This is a genomic window from Streptomyces sp. NPDC004838, from assembly GCF_053600955.1.
Genome location: NZ_JBSGAW010000015.1, coordinates 65,342 through 83,487 on the forward strand (window position 1 = coordinate 65,342; position 18,146 = coordinate 83,487).

General features: G+C 70.8%; 18 protein-coding genes. 3 read left to right on the forward strand and 15 right to left on the reverse strand.

From position 1 onward, the window contains the following. Positions 1 to 3: 3 nt before the first annotated feature. The 9 genes from ACWEFL_RS18705 to ACWEFL_RS18745 all read right to left on the reverse strand — a co-directional run bounded on the left by ACWEFL_RS18705 (position 4) and on the right by ACWEFL_RS18745 (position 9,486). The gene (locus tag ACWEFL_RS18705; RefSeq protein WP_451713814.1) at positions 4 to 903 is read right to left on the reverse strand and encodes a glutamate ABC transporter substrate-binding protein; all 900 of its coding nucleotides are present in this window, start codon (positions 901 to 903) and stop codon (positions 4 to 6) included. A 28-nt stretch (positions 904 to 931) separates the two neighbouring features. Next, positions 932 to 1,678, reverse strand: a complete 747-nt coding sequence (locus tag ACWEFL_RS18710) for an amino acid ABC transporter ATP-binding protein (protein WP_451713575.1) — start codon at positions 1,676 to 1,678, stop codon at positions 932 to 934. A gap of 415 nt (positions 1,679 to 2,093) precedes the next feature. Next, the gene (locus ACWEFL_RS18715; RefSeq protein ID WP_451713578.1) at positions 2,094 to 2,540 is read right to left on the reverse strand and encodes a DUF6278 family protein; all 447 of its coding nucleotides are present in this window, start codon (positions 2,538 to 2,540) and stop codon (positions 2,094 to 2,096) included. 77 nt (positions 2,541 to 2,617) lie between these two features. Continuing rightward, positions 2,618 to 3,397: an exodeoxyribonuclease III gene (locus tag ACWEFL_RS18720; protein WP_451713580.1), complete on the reverse strand. Its 780-nt coding sequence runs from the start codon at positions 3,395 to 3,397 to the stop codon at positions 2,618 to 2,620. A 110-nt stretch (positions 3,398 to 3,507) separates the two neighbouring features. After that, positions 3,508 to 4,134: an MBL fold metallo-hydrolase gene (locus ACWEFL_RS18725; protein ID WP_451713583.1), complete on the reverse strand. Its 627-nt coding sequence runs from the start codon at positions 4,132 to 4,134 to the stop codon at positions 3,508 to 3,510. A gap of 12 nt (positions 4,135 to 4,146) precedes the next feature. Beyond that, positions 4,147 to 5,439 carry a bifunctional 3-oxoadipate enol-lactonase/4-carboxymuconolactone decarboxylase PcaDC gene (pcaDC, locus tag ACWEFL_RS18730; RefSeq protein ID WP_451713586.1) on the reverse strand — a complete coding sequence of 431 codons (1,293 nt, stop codon included), beginning with the start codon at positions 5,437 to 5,439 and terminating at the stop codon, positions 4,147 to 4,149. Between the two features lie 792 nt (positions 5,440 to 6,231). Further along, a complete protein-coding gene (locus tag ACWEFL_RS18735; RefSeq protein ID WP_451713589.1) occupies positions 6,232 to 6,810 on the reverse strand; it encodes a hypothetical protein in 579 nt (192 codons plus the stop codon). A 243-nt stretch (positions 6,811 to 7,053) separates the two neighbouring features. Next, positions 7,054 to 8,214 carry an ROK family glucokinase gene (locus ACWEFL_RS18740; RefSeq protein WP_451713592.1) on the reverse strand — a complete coding sequence of 387 codons (1,161 nt, stop codon included), beginning with the start codon at positions 8,212 to 8,214 and terminating at the stop codon, positions 7,054 to 7,056. A gap of 552 nt (positions 8,215 to 8,766) precedes the next feature. Next, positions 8,767 to 9,486 carry a GntR family transcriptional regulator gene (locus ACWEFL_RS18745; RefSeq protein ID WP_451713817.1) on the reverse strand — a complete coding sequence of 240 codons (720 nt, stop codon included), beginning with the start codon at positions 9,484 to 9,486 and terminating at the stop codon, positions 8,767 to 8,769. A 155-nt stretch (positions 9,487 to 9,641) separates the two neighbouring features. Between ACWEFL_RS18745 and ACWEFL_RS18750 the strand changes: the two genes are divergently transcribed. Beyond that, a complete protein-coding gene (locus ACWEFL_RS18750; protein WP_451713595.1) occupies positions 9,642 to 10,646 on the forward strand; it encodes a Gfo/Idh/MocA family protein in 1,005 nt (334 codons plus the stop codon). Between the two features lie 157 nt (positions 10,647 to 10,803). Here the strand turns inward: ACWEFL_RS18750 and ACWEFL_RS18755 are convergent, their stop codons facing one another. Both ACWEFL_RS18755 and ACWEFL_RS18760 read right to left on the reverse strand, forming a co-directional pair. Further along, positions 10,804 to 11,505 carry a response regulator transcription factor gene (locus ACWEFL_RS18755; RefSeq protein WP_451713597.1) on the reverse strand — a complete coding sequence of 234 codons (702 nt, stop codon included), beginning with the start codon at positions 11,503 to 11,505 and terminating at the stop codon, positions 10,804 to 10,806. Further along, a complete protein-coding gene (locus ACWEFL_RS18760; RefSeq protein ID WP_451713600.1) occupies positions 11,502 to 12,758 on the reverse strand; it encodes a sensor histidine kinase in 1,257 nt (418 codons plus the stop codon). Before ACWEFL_RS18760 ends, ACWEFL_RS18755 begins: the two co-directional genes overlap by 4 nt. A 146-nt stretch (positions 12,759 to 12,904) precedes the next feature. On the opposite strand from ACWEFL_RS18760, the gene ACWEFL_RS18765 reads away from it, so the two are divergent. After that, complete coding sequence (locus tag ACWEFL_RS18765) at positions 12,905 to 13,117, forward strand: hypothetical protein (RefSeq protein WP_451713603.1); 213 nt, start codon at positions 12,905 to 12,907, stop codon at positions 13,115 to 13,117. A gap of 42 nt (positions 13,118 to 13,159) precedes the next feature. On the opposite strand, the gene ACWEFL_RS18770 is transcribed toward ACWEFL_RS18765, so the two are convergent. The 3 genes from ACWEFL_RS18770 to allB all read right to left on the reverse strand — a co-directional run bounded on the left by ACWEFL_RS18770 (position 13,160) and on the right by allB (position 16,426). Further along, the gene (locus tag ACWEFL_RS18770; RefSeq protein ID WP_451713606.1) at positions 13,160 to 13,765 is read right to left on the reverse strand and encodes a dihydrofolate reductase family protein; all 606 of its coding nucleotides are present in this window, start codon (positions 13,763 to 13,765) and stop codon (positions 13,160 to 13,162) included. A gap of 160 nt (positions 13,766 to 13,925) precedes the next feature. Next, the gene (alc, locus tag ACWEFL_RS18775; protein WP_451713608.1) at positions 13,926 to 15,092 is read right to left on the reverse strand and encodes an allantoicase; all 1,167 of its coding nucleotides are present in this window, start codon (positions 15,090 to 15,092) and stop codon (positions 13,926 to 13,928) included. A gap of 2 nt (positions 15,093 to 15,094) precedes the next feature. Next, entirely contained in the window at positions 15,095 to 16,426 is a 1,332-nt protein-coding gene (gene allB, locus ACWEFL_RS18780) for an allantoinase AllB (protein ID WP_451713610.1), read from the reverse strand. Between the two features lie 320 nt (positions 16,427 to 16,746). On the opposite strand from allB, the gene ACWEFL_RS18785 reads away from it, so the two are divergent. Continuing rightward, positions 16,747 to 17,544: an IclR family transcriptional regulator gene (locus ACWEFL_RS18785; RefSeq protein WP_451713612.1), complete on the forward strand. Its 798-nt coding sequence runs from the start codon at positions 16,747 to 16,749 to the stop codon at positions 17,542 to 17,544. Between the two features lie 173 nt (positions 17,545 to 17,717). Here ACWEFL_RS18785 and ACWEFL_RS18790 read toward each other — a convergent pair whose 3' ends face one another. Beyond that, positions 17,718 to 18,035 (reverse strand): DUF5955 family protein, encoded by a 318-nt coding sequence (locus ACWEFL_RS18790; RefSeq protein ID WP_451713615.1) that lies wholly within the window; start codon positions 18,033 to 18,035, stop codon positions 17,718 to 17,720. Positions 18,036 to 18,146 lie beyond the last annotated feature (111 nt).

The following is an 18,146-nucleotide window of genomic DNA, read 5'->3' on the forward strand; positions in this document are numbered from 1 at the left end:
TTCTCAGCTCGCCGGATAGCGGTCGATCGGGGGCGGCTCGGGTGCCGGGACCCCGGAGAGGCCGAGGGTGGCGTCGTACGCCTTCTTCCAGTTGCCGTTCTTCTCGTTGGCCTCGATGGCGTCGTCCACGGCGAAGCGCAGGGCGTTGTCATGGCGCGGGACGCCGATGCCGTACGGCTCCTCGGAGAAGGGCTTGCCGACGATCTTCAGCTCTTCAGGGGCTTTGGCCGCGTATCCGATGAGGATGGCGTCGTCGGTGGTGACCGCGTCGACCTGGAAGGTCAGCAGATTGTCGACGCAGATGGAGTAGGTGTCGTACGAGACGAGGTCGGCCTTCGGGTAGTCCCGCTGGATCCGCTGGTACGGGGTCGATCCGGCGGCCGAGCAGACGCGTTCGCCGGCGAGGTCCCGGGCGTCGACGTCGTGCTCGTCTGCCCTCACGAGCAGGGACTGTCCGGCGAGGTAGTAGGGGCCCGCGAACCCGACGAGCTTCTTGCGGTTGGTGTTGATGGTGTAGGTGCCGACGTAGTAGTCGATCTGGCCGTTCTGGAGGGCGGTTTCGCGGTTGGCCGAGGCGATCGTACGGAACCTGATCTTCGCCGGGTCGAGGCCGAGCGAGGCGGAGACCATTCTGGCGATCTCGATGTCGAAGCCGGAGTACACACCGGTCGCCGGGTCCTTCTCGCCGAGGTAGGGCTGGTCCTCCTTGGCGCCGACGACGAAGTGGCCGCGCTGCTTCGCCTTGCGCCAGGTCGGGGAGTCGTCGAGCCGGAAGCCGGTGTCGACCTGGTAGGCCGGCAGTCGGTCGGGCTGCGGGCCCTTGACGGGCGGGCTGCCCTCCTTGCCGCAGGCCACGGCCGTCAGGGCGAGCGCCAGGGCCATGAGGACGCGTCGGGTGCGCATGGTTGTCGGCATGGTTGCTCCGCCCCCTTCAGTGCTTGAGGATCTTGGAGAGGAAGTCCTTCGCGCGGTCGCTCTCCGGGCTGGTGAAGAAGGCGTCGGGGGCGCGGTCCTCGATGATGCGTCCGTCGGCCATGAAGACGACGCGGTTGGCGGCGGAGCGTGCGAATCCCATCTCGTGGGTGACGACGACCATGGTCATTCCGTCGTGGGCGAGTTGCCGCATCACCTCCAGGACCTCGTTGATCATCTCGGGGTCGAGGGCGGAGGTCGGCTCGTCGAAGAGGATGGCCTTGGGTTCCATGGCCAGCGCGCGGGCGATGGCGACCCGCTGCTGCTGGCCGCCGGAGAGCTGGGCCGGGTACTTGGCCGCGTGCGAGGCGAGGCCGACCCGCTCCAGCAGTTCGTGTGAGCGCCGGTTCGCGTCGTCCTTCTTGCGGCCCCGGACCTTGACGGGGGCGAGCGAGACATTGGCCAACACGGTTCTGTGGGCGAAGAGGTTGAAGGACTGGAACACCATGCCGACGTCGGCGCGGAGCCTGGCGAGTCCCTTCCCCTCCTGCGGCAGGGGCTCTCCGTCGATGGTGATGCGGCCGGACTCGATCGTCTCCAGCCTGTTCATCGTGCGGCAGAGGGTCGATTTGCCCGAGCCCGACGGGCCGATGACCACCACCACCTCCCCGCGTCCCACGGAGAGGTTGACGTCCTGGAGAACGTGCAACCGCCCGTAGTACTTGTTCACATCCCGCAGCTCGATCAACGGATCGACGACTGCCATACGCTGCCCTGCCCCACTCGTCGCTGGTGTCGATGTCAGCGCAAACTATCCATCCCAATAAGGGACTTCACACGCGACACGCATAAATAGGGCATAAGCCGTATTTATTGGCCGAAGTATCGGCTCAGGTACGGGATTCGGGATCGGTCACCTGTACGGGCGTACACACGGGAGCCGCACAGGTCGCGGAGCACGAGCCTCGCCGTCATCGCGGCGCGGGGTCCGGGATGCTCCCAGACGGGAGCAGGGCGCGGAAGCGGGGGCGGTGCGGAAAGCGGCACCGGTGCGGGTGCGGGTGCGGACCCGGGCACACAGAGGCCCGGGGCGGTCGGCAGGGTCGGGGCGTTCATTTGAGCGGTAAGTCGGCGGGCAGGACGGGACGGAGAGCCGGAGCGGGAGGCGGTCCGGGGCGGGATCAGGCTTCCGCGGCCTCCGCGTAGACCTGGGACAGCTCGGGCGCGCCGTTGACCGCCCACTCCAGACCCGCCTCCACCACGCCGATCTCCCGGCCGGAGGCGAGCCGCACCACGGGGTGGCCTCCCGGCCAGACATGCCAGGAAGCACCCGTGACCGTACGGACGATCACGGTGCCGAGGTAGAGGCCCGCGTCGTTGCCGATCCACGGCAGCTCTTCCGGGTCGTCCCGCCAGCGCGGCGGCAGTTGGTCCAGCGCGGCCAAGGAGGCGGGAGAGTCGTCCAGTTCAAGCCCGAGCCGTTCCACCCGGACACGCAACAGCTCGCATTCCGCGAACAATTCGGCGATCGCCGCGGCGCGCTCCGGGTCGTCCTGCGCGACGGCACGGCCTCTCTCCTCTTCGGCGCCGTGCCGCTTGAGCCAGTTGTCCAAGAAAGGGATGTTCATACCGGTAAGCCTCGCATCCTTGAAGCCTTCAGCACTACAGGACGCGCGTCAGGGGACATCAGTTGTCCGGATCGACATCAGTTGTCCAGATCGACTACGACGGGCGCATGATCCGACGCGCCCTTGCCCTTGCGCTCCTCGCGGTCCACATAGCTGTCCTTGACCGCCGCGGTGAACGGTCCGTTGCCATAGATGAGGTCGATACGCATCCCGCGGTTCTTCGGGAAGCCCAATTGGCGATAGTCCCAATACGTGAACGGGTGGTCGTACTTGAGCGGCCGGGGCACCACATCCGACAGTCCCGTCTCACGGAGCGCCGCGAGCGCCGCCCGCTCCGGTTCGGTGACATGCGTACTGCCCTCGAAGACGGAGCGGTCCCACACATCGTCGTCGGCGGGGGCGATGTTGAAGTCGCCCAGCACCGCGAACGGGCGGTCACCTGCCGCGTCCTCGGTCACCGCCGCCTTGAGGGCGGCCAGCCAGGCCAGCTTGTAGGCGTAGTGATCATGGGTGATCTCCCGCCCGTTGGGCACATAGACCGACCAGAGACGGACCGGGCCGCAGGTCGCGGAGACGGAGCGCGGCTCCTGCGCACCCTCGTACTCCGGTCCGCCGGGGAGGCCCTTGACCACGTCCTCCAGACCGACGCGGGAGATCAGCGCCACCCCGTTCCACCTGCCGTCGGCGTGGACCGCCGACTCGTAGCCGATCTCGCGCAGCTCGCTCTCGGGGAACTGCTCGGCGGTGCACTTGGCCTCCTGGAGGCAGAGCACATCCGTACCGCTGCTCTCCAGCCAGGCCAGCAGTCGGGGCAGCCGGGCGGTGATCGAGTTGACGTTCCACGTGGCGATGCGCATGGGATGAAGCCTAGTGCCGGGCGCTGACAGTCTCGCCGTGACGGCCGCCGGGCGGGCCTGAGCACGGGTTCCTGGCCGCGGGGCCGGGCCCGCGGTGGTCCCGGGGCCGGTCAGACGGCGGCGCTCTGGCCGGGGGCCAGTCGTTCGTGCTGCGTACGGCCGAGCGTACTCACATGCCGGTCGTAGAGGGGGCGGGCGAGATCGGTGAGCAGGGCGTCGTGGATGTCGATCGTCAGCCGGGGCTTCACCTCCCGCACGTAGTCGATCACCTCGGAGATCTTGTTCCAGGGCGCCTGCACGGGAAGCATCAGGGTGTCCACCACCTGGTCGGGCACGGTGAGGGCGTCTCCGGGGTGGAAGATCGAACCGTCGACCAGGAATCCGACATTGGTGATCACGGGGAGGTCCGGGTGGATCACGGCGTGCATTTCGCCGTGGACCTGGACGGCGAAGCCCGCCGCGCTGAACGTATCGCCGTGACCGACGGTCCGCACACGTCCGGGAAACGCCGCCGAGAGAGTGTCGGCGACGCTCTTCAGGGTCCAGACCTCGGCTCCGGCCTCGAGGGCCGCGCGGACCCTGCCCTCGTCGAAGTGGTCGGCGTGCTCGTGTGTGATCAGCACGACGTCGGCTCCGACGGCGGCGTCCTCCTCGCTGAAGGCGCCGGGGTCGATGACGAGGGTGGCTCCGCTCTTCTCCAGCCGGACGCAGGAGTGTTTCTTCTTGGTCAGCTTCATATCCCCATCCTGCTACGCACCGGGGGTGGTCTCCTCCTGAATGACGGTCCTGACGACGCCGAAGGCCGCGTTCGCGGCCGGAACACCGCAGTACACGGCGGTGTGCATCAGGATTTCCCTGATCTCGTCGGGCGTGAGGCCATTGCGGAGGGCGGCACGGGTGTGGGACGCCAGATCGGTGAGGTGGCCGCCGGAGACCAGCGCGGTCAGCGAGATCACACTGCGGGTGCGCCGGTCCAGTCCCTCACGGGTCCACACCTCGCCCCAGGCGTAGCGGGTGACCAGTTCCTGGAAGTCGGCGGTGAACCCGTCGGCATCCGCCGTCGCGCGGTCGACATAGGCGTCTCCGAGGACCTCCCGGCGTATCCTCGCCCCCGCCTCGTACGGGTCCGGGCGGCCGGACGGCACGGGTTCGGGCGCGGCGGGCTCGATCTCCGCAATCGGGGCGACGGGCGCGGAGGTCGCGGGTGCGGAGGTCGGCTGCGGGACGGGGATCGCGGACAGGGTGTCCTGGGAGGTTCCGGCGAAGTGCCGGACCAGGAGGTCGGTGACCGCGGCGGGCTGTTCCACGGGAGCGAGATGGGAGGCCCCCGGCACCAGTGCGAGCCGTGCGTCCGGTATCCCGGCGACCAGGGTGCGGGCCTCGGCGGGGCCGGTCACCTGGTCCTCCGAGCCGACGAGGACGAGGGTGGGGACGCCGACCTGTCCGATGTCGGCACGGACGTCGAAAGCCGCGAGCGCCTCACAGGCGGCGATGTAGCAGCCGGGGTCGGTGGTCCGCACCATCTGGACGGCCCATTCCACGATCGCGGGCTGGGAGGCGGCGAAGCCGCCGGTGAACCAGCTCTCGGGGGCGCTGCGGGCTATCGGCTCCAGTCCGTTCGTACGGACGATGACACCGCTCCGGCGGAACTCGTCCGCGGTGCCGAAGCGGGGCGAGGCCGCCACCAGCGCCAGCGAGGCGACGCGGTGCGGATGGCGCAGCGCCAGCTCGATCCCGATCGCGCCGCCGATGGAGCAGCCCGTGTACCCGAAGCGCTGGATGCCGAGTCCGTCGAGGGTGGTCAGCAGTCGGCCGGCGAGTTCTCCGACCGTGGTGGCGGGGTGGGCGGGGGCGCCGCCGTGGCCCGGCAGGTCGTAGCGGAAGATCCGCCATTCGCGGGAGAGATCGGCGATCTGTCTGTCCCACATGTGCCAGGTCGTCCCGAGAGAGGGTCCGAGGACGAGCACGGGTGCGTCGTCCGGACCGTCGATCCGGTACTGGAGGGTCTGCGCGGGCGTCTGCGTTTCACTCACCCGCTCCACGGTAGTGACCGGGGCCGTGCGGAGAGGCAGGTACCCCCGCGATCACTCCCGGTCAACGGTAGTCGGTTTCGATCACCAGCGGTCGATCATCAGTCGGCCGACTGCGATCAGGGAGTGGCGGTGAAGACGACGTACACCCTGGGGCGGTGATGTGCTGGGTGGGCTCTGGCCTCGGGGGGCCGCCCGGCACTCCTCCGGGCGCTCCCCGGACCTGCGCCACGGCGACGGAGGCAGGGTCGCCCACGAGTACCCCGGCCGCCCCGGCCGCCCCGCCTGCGACCGCTGTGCAGACGCCTTCGCTCAGGTAGGCCCGCGTCGCGGCCGGCGGGTCAGCTTCCCTCGGTGGGCTCGGCGGGCTCGGCGGGCTCGGCGGGCTCGGCCGGCCCACGGTCGGCCTCCGTGGCCGGTGTCCCGGCTCTCCTGCGGGCGAGTGCCCTGGCTCGGCGGGCCTCTGCCGCACGTTTCTGCCCCCTCGCACGCACCTGCCTGTACCCGTTCGGCTCGACCGAGTACAGACAGAGCCCGCACACGTACCCCCCGTTGGGGCCGGACAGCCCGGTGAGGTTCATGCACCGGCTGCACATCACCCGCGTAATGCCCTCTGCCACTAGCCGCCCCCGCCCCCGCTCCCGCAGATTCCGCACGACCAGCTGCCGTCAGGCCCTTGCACGACGGTGGCACCGCACCGCGGACAATTCACGGCTGCCCCCAGGGGTGTACGGCCACGTCCGTACAACGCTACCGGTTCCCCCTGCTCGTAGGGGCAGATCTATGGCGGGCAGCCGACCGCGATCAGGGAGTGGTGGTGGAGACGACGTACACCCTGGGGCGGTCGGTGCTGGTCATGTCGACGGTGATGTGCTGGGTGGGTCTCGGTCTCGGCTGCGGATTGACGGCGCCCGCCCAGGGATGCCGTCCGGGCGCGAAGTCCCAGCCGACGGTCTCGGCGTCCCGCTTCCCGATGGCGACGACCCCGTCCTGGAGCGCGGCGCGGCTGCTGCCGATCTCCTCCAGGAACAGATCGAGCCCGGCGGAAGTCGTGGTGAACTGCACGTACAGCCTGCTGGTCTTCCAGTTGCTGGTCTCGAAGTAGGCGACTCGCTGGGCCTCCGGCGGGATCGGCACCTCGAAGACCCGCCGCTTCATCTGGGACGGCCAGCTCGCGCGCAGTCCCGTGGCCGACGACTCCGCGGCCTTGTCCCGCCCGCTGTCGCGGCTCTGCTCGGCGGAGACCACGAGGTAGCCCGCCGGAACGCCGACGAGCAGCAGGATGGTGATCGCCGTCAGCCACCGGCGGACGATCATATGCCGACGCCCTTCGGGCGGTCGGAAGCTCTCGTCCGTGGACACGAGCTGGCGGGGCACGGTCATGACTGCGGTTCCTGGGTGGGGTCAGGCGGAACTGAAGTCTACGGGGCGCGGTGCGGGGCCCTCCGCGGACGGTGGCCGGCCATGGGTGAACGAAAGGGCGCCGTCCACCCGGAGGCGGGCCGGGCGGGGGCGGGGTAGGGGCCGGTGCACGGGGTCTCCCGCCCGCACTCGCGGGGGCGGGCCGTCACGGGCGAACCCTGAAGTCCCCCCGGCCGGGTGCTCCCCCGTTCACCGCTCCCCCGTCTACTGCCCCCTCGACGGGCGGGGTGCCGTGGAGTTGCGGAGGACCTGGGCGTAGCGCTCGTACCGCTCGTGGCGCTCGACCCGCCGCCGGTTGGCGCGGCGGAAGCGGCGGGCCACGAGCCGCGCCAGATCGGCCGCGCCGACCATGCCGGCCTCGGGGCCGAGCTGGGCCTTGGCGATACGGGCCTCGGGGCGGTAGCCGCGGCCCGTGAGATGGCGGCGGAACGCGTCCCGCGCGGGTCCGATGAGCAGATCGTCCGCCGCGCTGACCCCGCCGCCGATGACGAAGCACGACGGATCGAGCGCAGCGGCCAGATTGGCGATGCCGACGCCCAGCCACTGCCCGATGTCCTGGAACAGCTCGACGCACATGGCGTCGCCTTCACGGGCCAGTTCCGTGATCAGCGGCCCGGTGATGTCGGCGACTTCGCCGCCGACCCGGTCGATCAGGCTGTGCGCGACCGGGGAGTCGGCGGCGGCCAGTTCCCTGGCCTCGCGCACCAGCGCGTTGCCGGAGCTGTACTGCTCCCAGCAGCCGCGGTTGCCGCAGGGGCAGCGGTGCCCGCCGGGCACGACCTGCATATGCCCGAACTCACCCGCGACCCCGTACTTGCCCCGCTTGACCTGCCCGTCCTCCAGAATCGCGCCGCCGATGCCCGTCCCGAGCGTGATCATGACGAGATGGTCCTCGCCCCGGCCCGCGCCGAAGCGCCACTCCGCCCAGGCGGCGGTGTTCGCGTCGTTGTCGACGAGCACGGGTACGGCGAGCCGGGCCGAGAGGGCGTCCCGCAGAGGCTCGTTGCGCCAGGCGAGATGCGGAGCGAACAGCACCTTCGAACGGTCGGCGTCCACCCAGCCCGCCGCGCCGATGCCGACGGCGTGCACGTCGTGCCGGTCCGAGAGGTCCAGCACGAGTTCGCAGATCGTGTCCTCGACGACCTTGGGGCTCTTGGACTTGTCCGGCGTCTCGGTACGGAGCTTCTCCAGGATGATCCCGTCCGCGTCGACGACTCCCGCCATGACCTTCGTACCGCCGATGTCGATCCCGACGGTGGGGACGCGTGGCGCGGTCAGATGAGAGCGCCGCTCACGCGTTCCCACGGTGCGCAGGACGGTGGCGCGGGCGGAGCCGCGGTGCGCGAAGTCGCGGTAGGTGCTCATGTCCCTGCGGGGTCTCGGGGGCGGATGTCGTGTCCGGGGCCGGGCGGCCCGCCGGACCCTCTGATTCTGCCATCCGGTACCCCGGATGGGGCTCGTGTGAAGGGAGCGGGTGCGGGGGCCGCCGCATATGCGGTGCCGTGTGGTGCCGTGCGGTGCTGTGTGATGCTGCGTGGTCATGTGCGGTGCCGTGTGGTTCGGATCCGTTCAGTGTGGGCCCGTCGTCGGGCGTCGGCGCGCCGAGGAAGCCCGAGCCCGGCTCGTGTGCGGCCGTACGCCACGGCTCCCGCCGCCGTACGCCCGTCGGCTGTACAGCCCGCTCCGGGGCCGCCTCCGGGTGGTCGTCACCGGGAATCGGGAATATTTTGTCCGGACATTATGACGTAACAGACCGTCTCGCGTGAGGGGAGGGGGCGGTCCAGCCGCGCGCGAGGGGTCCGCAGGCTCACGAGGAGTGCGCGGGAGGCGCGCCAGGGGTACGCGAGGGGTGCGTCCGGCGCCGGGTGGGCGTACGCACGCGGCACGTCCCGAGATGCGGGGAGGATGGCCGAGAGGCTACGGGCGGACGAGGAGCTGGAACTCGAACACGTACCGCGAGGCGCGGTAGATGTGCGATCCGAATTCGACGGCGCGTCCGGTGTCGTCGAAGGTGGTGCGCTCCATGGTCAGCACCGGTCCGCCCTCCTTCTCGTTGATGAGGCCCGCCTCCGCCCCGGTGGCGGCCCGCGCCCCGACGGACTGACGGGCGCTGTGCAGGGTGATCCCCGCCGTCCGCATCATCCGGTACAGACCGGTGGCCTCGAGCCGTTCGGTTTCGCAGGGGAGCAGTCCGACGGGCAGATGGTTGACGAGGAGCGCCATCGGCTCCCCGTGCGCGTAGCGGAGCCGCTCGATCGCCTGGACCTCGCCGCCCTCGGCGACCCCGAGGGCGGCCGCGACCTCCGCGGTGGCCGGCTCCACGGTGTTGCGCAGGACGACCGTGGCCGGCCGCTGGCCGGCAGCCTCCAGATCGTCGTACAGGCTGCTCAGCTCCAGCGGGCGTTTGACCTGGCGGTGCAGCACCTGGGTGCCTACGCCACGGCGGCGGACCAGCAGTCCCTTGTCGACGAGCGACTGAATGGCCTGACGCACGGTCGGCCGGGACAGACCGAGCCTTCCGGCCAGCTCGATCTCGTTGCCGAGCAGACTGCCGGGGATGAGAACCCCGCGCTCGATGGCCGATTCCAGCTGCTGGGACAGCTGGAAGTAGAGCGGGACCGGGCTGGTGCGATCCACGCTCAACTGGAGCGGCAGGGACGTGTCCGTCTCTGGTCTGGGCTGCTTGGGCACGGAGTGAGCGTAATCGTCTCTCCAGTTGACGGGAAGGCGTGTAGTTCGGTTGTCAGGACAAAGTCTTGACAGGGCGGCCGGCTCGACCCCATTTTTGGCGCATGCGCATCGGACTCATCGGTACGGGACGTATCGGCACCTTCCACGCGGGTGTGCTCAGCCGGCACAGGGAGGTGGGTTCGCTGGTCGTGGCGGACGCCGACCCGGCGCGCGCGGCGGCGGTGGCCGAGCGGGTGGGGGCGACCGCGGCGCCGAGCGCCCATGAGATCTTCGCCTGGGGTGTGGACGCCGTGGTGATCGCCTCGGCGACCGCCGCCCACGCGGAGCTGATCGGACGCGCGGCCCGCACCGGGCTGTCCGCCTTCTGCGAGAAGCCGATCGCGGTGGATCTGCCGGGGACGCTGGGCGCGCTGTACGAGGTCGAGTCCGCGGGCACCCAGCTTCAGGTGGGCTTCATGCGCCGTTTCGACACGGGGTACGGCGTGGCCCGTGAGCTGGTGCGCTCGGGGCGGCTCGGCCGGCTCCACACCGTACGCGCGATCACCTCCGACCCCGCGCCGCCGCCCGCCGGGTATCTGCCGCTCTCCGGCGGCCTCTACCGGGACTGCCTGGTCCATGACTTCGACATTCTGCGCTGGGTGACGGGGCGTGAGGTCGTGGAGGTGTACGCGACCGGTTCGGACGCGGGCCCCACGATGTTCCGCGAGGCGGGCGATGTGGACACGGCCGCCGCGCTGCTGACCCTGGACGACGGAACGCTCGCGACGGCGACGGCGACGCGGTGCAACGGCGCGGGCTACGACGTACGGATGGAACTGGCCGGCGAACTCGACCAGGTCGCGGTGGGCCTCGACGACCGTACGCCGATCAGCTCGACCGAGCCGCACGGCCCGCCGCCCGCTGCCAAGCCGTGGCCGGGCTTCCTGGAACGGTTCGCGCCCGCGTACGAGGCGGAGCTGGACGCGTTCGTCCGGATGGTGCTCGGGGAGACCGGCAATCCGTGCGACGGGCGGGAGGCGCTGGCCGCGCTGCGGATCGCGGAGGCGTGTGAGGTGTCACGGCGGGAACGGAGGCCGGTGCGCGTGGAGGAGATCCGGGTCGGCTGACCGCGCGGTGTGGTCCCGGAGGTGAGGCGTGCGCAGCGGTCCGGGCTCCGGTCCGAGTCCGCAGTCCGGGCTCCGGGCTCCGGGCTCCGGTCCGAGTCTGCGGCCTGGGTCCGGGCCCGGACCCAGGCCGCATGGGGGTGCCGTGCGGGGACGGCACTCAGGCGGGCCCGGCCTCCGGCTCCTCGTCCAGCAGACCGGCGTCATGCGCCAGGAGCGCGATCTGGACCCGGTTGTTGAGGCCGAGTTTGGCGAGAATGCGCGAGACATGCGTCTTCACCGTCGGCACGCTCATATAGAGGGCCGCCGCGATGTCCGCGTTGGACTGGCCCCGGCCGACGGCGACCGCCACCTCCCGCTCCCTTTCGGCGAGGGACGCGATCCGGCCCGCCGCCGCGCTTCTGCGGGGGTCCGCCCCGCGGCCGTGCGCCGCCCGCGCCTGGTCCGCCACATGCTTCATCAACTGCCGGGTGACGGCCGGTGACAGTACGGGATCGCCCGACGCCACCCGGCGTACCGCGGCGACGATCTCCGCGGGCGGGGTGTCCTTCAGTACGAACCCGGCGGCCCCGGCCCGCAGGGCACGCAGCACCTGCTCGTCGGCGTGGAAGGTGGTGAGCACGACGATCTCGGGCGCGCCCGGCCGACGGCGCAGTTCCTCGGTGGCGGTCAGCCCGTCGACCTTCGGCATCCGGATGTCCATCAGCACCACGTCCGGGGCGTGCCGTTCGACCAGGGCGGTGACCTCGGAGCCGTCCGCCCCCTCCCCCACGATCTCCAGGCCGTCGGCCCCGCCGAGCATGAAGGAGAGTCCCGCGCGTACGAGGGGATCGTCGTCGACGACGAGCAGCCGGATAGTCATGCCGCCCACGGTAGCCAGGCCCGCACACGGAAACCGCCGTCACCAGTCGATCCGTGCTCCAGCCTGCCGCCCGCGAGGGTGGCGCGTTCCGTCAGCCCGATCAACCCCTGTCCGGATCCGGGCACCGGCTCGACGTGGTCCTCCGGGGCGGGGTTGCCGATGCCGACGACGACCCCGTCGCCGGGGCCGCCGCGCACCTCGACGGTGACCTCGGCTCCCGGCGCGTGTTTACGGGCGTTGGTCAGGCCCTCCTGGGCGATGCGGTACACGGTGCGCCCGATGGCGGCGGGGACGGTGGCCGGATCGTGGATGCGGTTGTCGAGGGTGACCTTCATCCCGGCCTCACGCGACTCGGCGACGAGCGCGTCCAGAGTCGCGAGCGTCGGCTGCGGCCGGTCGGCGCCGTCCCCTTCGTCGGGTGCGCGCAGCACACCGATGATCTCGCGCAGATCCTGAAGCGCCTCGTGTGCGCTGTCGCGGATCACTCCGGCGGCTCTCGCCACCTCGGCGGGCGGTGAGTCCGGCCGGAATTCAAGCGCGCCCGCGTGGACGCTCAGCAGGGTGAGCCGGTGCGCGAGCACATCGTGCATCTCCCGCGCGATGGCCTCACGGGCCAGCCGCTGGGCCTGCTCGGCGCGGAGTTCCGCCTCGGTCTCGGCCCGCCGTGCGCGCTCGCGGAACGCGATGATGAGCTGCCGCCGCGAGCGCACGAGCATGCCCCAGCCGGTCACCATCAGGAGGGCGATCACGCCCGTGATGACCGACGCCAGAACGGTGGAGTCCGGGTCGGGGCGTACGAAGGGCTGGATCGCGCCGAGTACGAGTGCCAGCGCGCCGACGATCCCGACGGGCCGGAAGGGCCGGTGCACCGCGAGGCTGAACAGACTCACCAGGAGAGCGCCGGCCGCGGCCGGTGTGGCGACGGTGACGACGGCCAGGACGGCCGCCAGTCGCACGGGCCAGCGGCGGCGCAGCCAGAGCGCGCAGCAGGCGGCGGCCCCCGCCAACTGGTCGAACAGCACGACGGGATGGTCTCTGTTGACCTGTTCGCTGACCTCGGTCGCGATCAGCCCGAAGAACGCGGCGAAGAGGAAGGCGGTGATGTCGACGGCCCAGTCGCGCACGGTCCGCCGCGGCCTGCCCCACCGGCGGCCGGCCTCCTCGCCCCGTTGCCCGCCCACCGGCTCGGGGTCGAAGAAGTCCGGGTCCGCCATGGCCGACGGGAGCAGCCAGGGGTACTCCGTACGCGTCATACCGACGAAGTTACGCAACCGGGGACCATAGCGCCGCTCCCCGGCCGCGGGAAGCTACCAAAGTCGGCGAACTTCAGACTTTGGATCACGCATCGCATTCCGAGGGCCGACGCGCCGCCGACGCGCGGGGAGCGACGATCGGCCGCATGAAGAAGATTCTCGAGACCATCGGCTCGGTGCTGGCGATCCTGGGCGTGGCCGGGGTGCTCCGGGAGCTGACGGGCTGGTTCAGCTTCATGGGTTTCACCCGCTTCCTCACGGACCACGTGGACTTCATGAAGGACCACGGACTCTTCACCAACATCGTGATCGCGGTGGCGGGCGTCGCGGTGGTACTGGCCGCCGACAACTGCAAGTAGCGCCCCGGTGCTTGATCAGCCTGATCAGCTTGATCAGCTTGATCAGTAGGAGCCGTACTCCGGTCGGCCGGCGAGTTCGTAGGTGTGGATGGCCACGCCCTTGCCGGTGAGCCGGGCCCCGGTGTGCCGGAACGCGGTCGGGACCGCGCCCTCGGCGAACAGGCGGCGGCCCTTGCCGAGGACGACGGGGAAGGTCAGCAGATGGAGCGTGTCGACGAGATCGTGGGCCATGAGGTGTTGGGCGAGCGCACCGCTGCCGTGGACCTGGAGTTCTCCGTCCGTACGCTCCTTGATCGCGGCGACCTCCTTGACGAGGTCGCCCCTGATGATGGTGGTTCCGGCCCAGTCGGCCTTCTCCAGCGTGTGCGAAGCGACGTACTTCGGGAGGGAGTTGAGCCGCGAGGCGATCGGGTCGGCCGGGTCGGTCATCTTCGGCCAGTACCCGGCGAAGATCTCGTACGTACGCCTCCCGAGCAGAAATCCGCCCACCCGGTCGAAGACCTCCGTCATGAACGCGCCGAAATCCTCGTCCCCGTAGGGAACGGACCATCCGCCGAGGTCGAAGCCGCCGCTGGGGTCTTCTTCGGGGCCGCCGGGGGCCTGCATGACGCCGTCGAGGGTGAGGAAGGTGGTCACGGAGAGAGCCATGGGCTACGCCTGCGCTTTCCTGTCGCGGAGGTGGGAACGAGGTCGCCGGTACAGACCCTCCGTCGCCTCGAAACTCATCGTTCCGTCCGACCCCACGTCGGGCAATCCGTGCGGTCGGCCTCCCGCCAGGGCGCGCCCGGACCGTGTCAGACGGACCGTGTCAGTCGGTCAGGGAGCGGTGGCGTGCCCGCAGGCGGGCCTCGGCATCGGGGGTGAGACTTCCGAAGAGCCTCAGCCGGGAGATGCCCCCGTCGGGATAGACGTCGACGCGGGCCCGGCTCCCGAGGACGGGAACCGTCAGCACGAAGCGATGGTTGGTGTCCGGCTGCAGCCGCGTCCGCGGCACCGCCTCCGTCCAGGGGCCCTCCGTCCCGTCCCGCAGGGACACGCTCGCCCACCCCGCGCTGTTGCCCTTGAGATACGCGGTGTCGATCTCGATCGCGCGGATCTCGGCCCGCTCGGCCAGCCGGTAGCCGATCCAGTCATGGCCCTTGTCGCGGCGGCGGCGCGTCTCCCAGCCGTCGGACATCTTGAGGGAGGCTCCCGGCCGGATCGTGTTCGTGGCCGGTGAGTAGAAGCGGTCGGACGCGTCCTCGACCCGGCCGCCGTTCTCCAGCGCGACCAGGTCGAAGGTGCCGAGCGCGGCGAGCCATCCGGGATCGGGGACGGCCTCGCCGTACACACGGAGCCGGGCGATGCCGCCGTCGGGGTGCTGGTTGACGCGGAGGTGGGTGAAGCGGCGCTCGACGGCGACGGTGAAGCCGTTCGCCGCGTGTCCGCCGACGGCCGTCCGGGGGACGAGCACCGTCCACGGCACGCCGGCCGCGAGAAGTTCGCCGGGCGACGGCGATCCGCCCATGGCGGTCGCCTCGATCGAGACCGCCTGCGGATGGTTGCCCCGGAAGTGCGCGGTGTCGACGACGATGCCGCGTACGACTCCGGGCACGCCGAGCCGTACGAGCGCCCAGTCGTGGTCGTCGTCCGCCGGGTGGGGGTGCTCGGCATGGACGCCTCGGCGGCGGCGGGTCTCCCAACCGTCCATGACCTTGCCCTTGTGGCCGAAGAGACCGGGGTCGAACTCCGCCGCCGCGGGCTTGAGCAGATTCTCGCGTTCGGCGAAGAACTCGTCGTTCGCGGCGATGACCGCCGCGCCCAGCCGCCGGTCGGCGAGGTCGGTGTGGTGGGCGAAGGGGAAGTCCGCGGTGCGGTAGTCGGCGTATGGGTCGCCGCCGCCGTACGGACGGGCGTCACCGGTGAAGCGAGGGACGGGAGGGACGGGAGGGACAGAAGAGATGGGAGGGACGGCGGGGCCGGAAGGGACGGACATGCTCAGTCGTTCCTTTCGAGAAGTCGGCCGACGGGCGCGGTGAGGGTCCCGTTCCCCTGGACGCGTCTGCCGCGCAGCCAGGTGGCGCGTACGACTCCGTACAGGGTCCGGCCCGCGTACGGCGTCACCGGGTTGCGGTGGTGGAGCCGGGCCGGGTCGACGGTGAAGGTCTCGTCGGGGGCCAGGACCGCGAAGTCGGCGTCCCGTCCGGCCTCGATCGCGCCCTTGCGGCCGAGCCCGGCCAGCCGCGCGGGGCCGGTGGACATCCAGCGGACGACGTCGTCGAGGGTGTGCCCGCGTGCGCGTGCCTGTGTCCAGATCACGGGGAGGCCGAGTTGCAGTGAGGAGATGCCGCCCCAGGCGGAGGCGAAGTCGGCGGTCTTCAGTTCGGTGGTGCAGGGCGAGTGGTCGGAGACGACGCAGTCGATCGTGCCGTCGGCCAGGCCCGACCAGAGCGATTCCCGGTTCGCGGCCTCCCGGATGGGCGGGCAGCATTTGAACTCCGTCGCCCCGTCCGGGACTTCCTCGGCGGTGAGGGAGAGGAAGTGGGGGCAGGTCTCGACCGTGACGCGTACGCCGTCGTCCTTGGCGGCGGCTATCAGCGGCAGCGCGTCACCCGACGAGAGATGGAGGATGTGGACGCGGGCGTCGAATCTGCGTGCCTGCGCGATCAGCCGCTCGACGGCGGTGTTCTCGGCGCGCCGGGGGCGGGAGGCCAGGAAGTCGGCGTACCGGGGCCCGGACCGCTGGGAGGCGAGGTGGCGTGGGTCCTCCGCGTGGACGATGAGCAGTCCGTCGAAGTCCGCGATCTCGGCCATCGACCGGGCGAGCCGGTCCGGGCCGAGTTCGGGGAACTCCTCGACGCCGGACGGCGAGAGGAAGCACTTGAAGCCGAACACCCCGGCGTCGTACAGGGGTCGCAGCTCCCGCACGTTGTCCGGGACCGCGCCGCCCCAGAAGCCGGTGTCGACGTGTGTCCTGGACCGTGCCGCGTCCTGTTTGGCGCGCAGCCGGCCGACGGTGGTGGTGGGCGGAAGGGAGTTGAGGGGCATGTCGAGCAGGGTGGTGACGCCGCCGGCCGCCGCCGCGCGGGTGGCGGTCCAGAAGCCTTCCCACTCGGTCCGGCCGGGGTCGTTCACATGAACATGGGTGTCGACGAGTCCGGGGAGCAGGGCGTGCTCGCCGACGTCCTCCAGCCGGGCCCCCGTCGGCGTCTCCGTGCCATACGGGAGTACGGCCGTGATCCGGTCGCCCGAGACGGCGACCGAGGCGGGCCGTGTGCCCTCCGGGGTGACCACTCGCGTCGAACGCAGCACCAGGGTCACCTCGTTCATATCCGTACCGTCCGCCCGGCCACCCCGCCGCTCCCTCTGCCGACCACTCCTTCAACGAACTGTTGAAGGAGTCTCGCCGGTGACGATCGGACCGTCAAGGCATCAATATTTCCATTGAGCGGAATGGGAATCCCGCAGGGCAGAAGGTAGCGTGGATCGACAGGGGCGCCGGAAAGGGGCCGCCGGGTTGGCGGACTCGATCGCCGGCTCCGGACGTACCCCCCTGACCGGCGAAGACTCCGGGCCCGAGAGCGATGTGCCGGGCACGGCCGCCCGGTAGGCTGCTCCCTTGTCCATCCGCCCGAAAGGACCCGCCTCCCGTGCCGACGTCCAGCGCCGCCTCCTCCGACGCCGCCAGGACCGCGAACAGCGGTGGCGTGCAGTCCCTGGAGCGCGCCTTCGATCTCCTCGAAAGAATGGCCGACGCGGGGGGCGAGGTCGGGCTGAGCGAACTCTCCGCGAGCAGCGGACTTCCGCTGCCCACGATCCACCGTCTGATGCGGACGCTCGTGTCCAGCGGCTATGTGCGGCAGCAGCCCAACCGGCGTTACGCGCTCGGGCCGAGGCTGATCAGGCTCGGCGAGTCCGCCTCCCGGCTGCTCGGCACCTGGGCCCGCCCGTATCTCGCCCGGCTGGTCGAGGAGACCGGCGAGACGGCGAACATGGCGCTGCTCGACGGCGACGAGATCGTCTATGTGGCACAGGTGCCGTCGAAGCACTCGATGCGGATGTTCACCGAGGTCGGCCGGCGGGTGCTGCCGCACTCCACGGGAGTCGGCAAGGCACTGCTCGCGGCGGCCCCCGCGGACGAGGTGCGGGCCCTGCTCGCCCGGACCGGGATGCCGGCCGCCACCGAGAAGACGATCACCACGCCCGAGGGATTTCTGGAAGCGCTGGAACTGGTACGGCGTACGGGTTACGCGGTGGACGACAACGAGCAGGAGATCGGGGTCCGCTGCCTGGCGGTCTCAGTGCCCGGCTCCCCTACGGCCGCCGCGATCTCGATCTCGGGTCCGGCGGGCCGGGTCACCGAGAAGGCCACGGAGCGGATCGTGCCCGTGCTCCAGGAGGTCGCTCGTGATCTGTCGGCGGCACTGGCGAGCACCGGCACGGGCTGACCGTCTCGGCGGCCTCGTTCCTGGCGCGTCGCGTCTGCTCCGTGCCGCTTCCCGCGCGTACGCCTGTTCCGAGCACGGTCGACCGTCGACACACGCTCCAGCGCCCCGTGGGGGTCCCCCCCCGGACGGAGTCCGGGGGAGAACCGAGCCACAAATAAGGGCAGCCTGCACGGCTACCGCTGGCGGGGCACCTCGCCGAAGAGATCCACGGCCTTGCGTACCTCCATCAACCCGGGCACGAGGGCGCTCACCGAGCCGATCGCGCCCGCGATCAGCAGTAGCGAGCGGCGCATCCGGGGAATCTCGGGGGTACCGCTCGCCACCATCGCGTCCAGTACCGCCAGTTCGTCCTCCGCGATGTCCCGGTCGGAGAACCTGCCGGGGTGGGCGGCCAGTTCACGGCGGAGCCGTGACACGGCGGCGTGCAACTCCGCCGCCCTGGGGTCCTCCCCGCTCCCTGTCACCCGCGTCTGCCCCACGCTCCGCAACAAAGCTCTCCCCCTCACACGCCCTCCGGGACGGCTCGACGACTCACAGTCGATACTCAACCACCCAGAGTTGCGGGCAAGTTAACGCCATCAAGGGTGGTACGCGCCACTCCG

What these genes read in the sequence shown, in the direction of transcription:
- ACWEFL_RS18705 (WP_451713814.1), bottom strand. Translation starts at nt 903, where the DNA reads ATGCGCACCCGACGCGTCCTCATGGCCCTGGCGCTCGCCCTGACGGCC.
- ACWEFL_RS18750 (WP_451713595.1), top strand. Translation starts at nt 9,642, where the DNA reads ATGCGCATCGGACTCATCGGTACGGGACGTATCGGCACCTTCCACGCG.
- ACWEFL_RS18715 (WP_451713578.1), bottom strand. Translation starts at nt 2,540, where the DNA reads ATGAACATCCCTTTCTTGGACAACTGGCTCAAGCGGCACGGCGCCGAA.
- ACWEFL_RS18735 (WP_451713589.1), bottom strand. Translation starts at nt 6,810, where the DNA reads ATGACCGTGCCCCGCCAGCTCGTGTCCACGGACGAGAGCTTCCGACCG.
- ACWEFL_RS18755 (WP_451713597.1), bottom strand. Translation starts at nt 11,505, where the DNA reads ATGACTATCCGGCTGCTCGTCGTCGACGACGATCCCCTCGTACGCGCG.
- ACWEFL_RS18740 (WP_451713592.1), bottom strand. Translation starts at nt 8,214, where the DNA reads ATGAGCACCTACCGCGACTTCGCGCACCGCGGCTCCGCCCGCGCCACC.
- ACWEFL_RS18710 (WP_451713575.1), bottom strand. Translation starts at nt 1,678, where the DNA reads ATGGCAGTCGTCGATCCGTTGATCGAGCTGCGGGATGTGAACAAGTAC.
- ACWEFL_RS18725 (WP_451713583.1), bottom strand. Translation starts at nt 4,134, where the DNA reads ATGAAGCTGACCAAGAAGAAACACTCCTGCGTCCGGCTGGAGAAGAGC.
- ACWEFL_RS18765 (WP_451713603.1), top strand. Translation starts at nt 12,905, where the DNA reads ATGAAGAAGATTCTCGAGACCATCGGCTCGGTGCTGGCGATCCTGGGC.
- ACWEFL_RS18720 (WP_451713580.1), bottom strand. Translation starts at nt 3,397, where the DNA reads ATGCGCATCGCCACGTGGAACGTCAACTCGATCACCGCCCGGCTGCCC.
- allB (WP_451713610.1), bottom strand. Translation starts at nt 16,426, where the DNA reads ATGAACGAGGTGACCCTGGTGCTGCGTTCGACGCGAGTGGTCACCCCG.
- ACWEFL_RS18770 (WP_451713606.1), bottom strand. Translation starts at nt 13,765, where the DNA reads ATGGCTCTCTCCGTGACCACCTTCCTCACCCTCGACGGCGTCATGCAG.
- ACWEFL_RS18760 (WP_451713600.1), bottom strand. Translation starts at nt 12,758, where the DNA reads ATGACGCGTACGGAGTACCCCTGGCTGCTCCCGTCGGCCATGGCGGAC.
- alc (WP_451713608.1), bottom strand. Translation starts at nt 15,092, where the DNA reads ATGTCCGTCCCTTCCGGCCCCGCCGTCCCTCCCATCTCTTCTGTCCCT.